Raw genomic sequence first — 530 nt, 5'->3', positions numbered from 1 at the left:
ACCGCCTTGCCCGCCGCGAACGCGATCAGCAGTCCCGCCGGGAGCGGGTCCGCGCCGATCGCGTAGCAGGCGAAGGCCAGGCACGCGACGTCGCCGAGCCGGTGCACGGCCGACCAGCCGAGGGCCAGTGCCCCGTCCTTGCGGCCGAGTCGCACCGACTCGAGCTGGTCGAGCGTCTCCCGGACCGCGTGCATCCCGGTGTCGGACGGCTTGTGGCGCATGGCGTTGACGCGGACCAGCACCCAGCGGGCAGCGGCCTCGATGGAGTTCGGGTGTGCGCTGACGTAGCGGACCGCGTAGATCAACGCGATCAGCCCCGCCACCGAGAAGGTGAGGGTGAACGGGCTGACCGATCCTCCGACCAGCATGGCGCCGCCGACGCCGAGCAGTGCCAGGCCGGCCGCCGCGATCACGCCGGAGATCGCCAGTTGCCACGACGCGACCACAGGGCTCGCGCCCCAGCGCCGGGTCTCCCGGTAGGTGAAGGCCGTGGAGAAGACCTGGCCGGCGGGCAGAGTCACCGCCATCGC

At 72.6% G+C, this 530-nt stretch carries 1 protein-coding gene; it reads right to left on the bottom strand.

Translation table 11 applies throughout. From position 1 onward, the window contains the following. A partial coding sequence (locus tag AC1DQC_RS20225) for a lysylphosphatidylglycerol synthase domain-containing protein (RefSeq protein ID WP_477053010.1) occupies positions 1-521 on the bottom strand: 521 nt, incomplete at its 3' end. Between the last annotated feature and the right edge of the window lie 9 nt (positions 522-530).

The organism is Cellulomonas sp. P4_H12, assembly GCF_056400905.1.
This window is presented reverse-complemented; position numbering and strand designations above follow the sequence as displayed.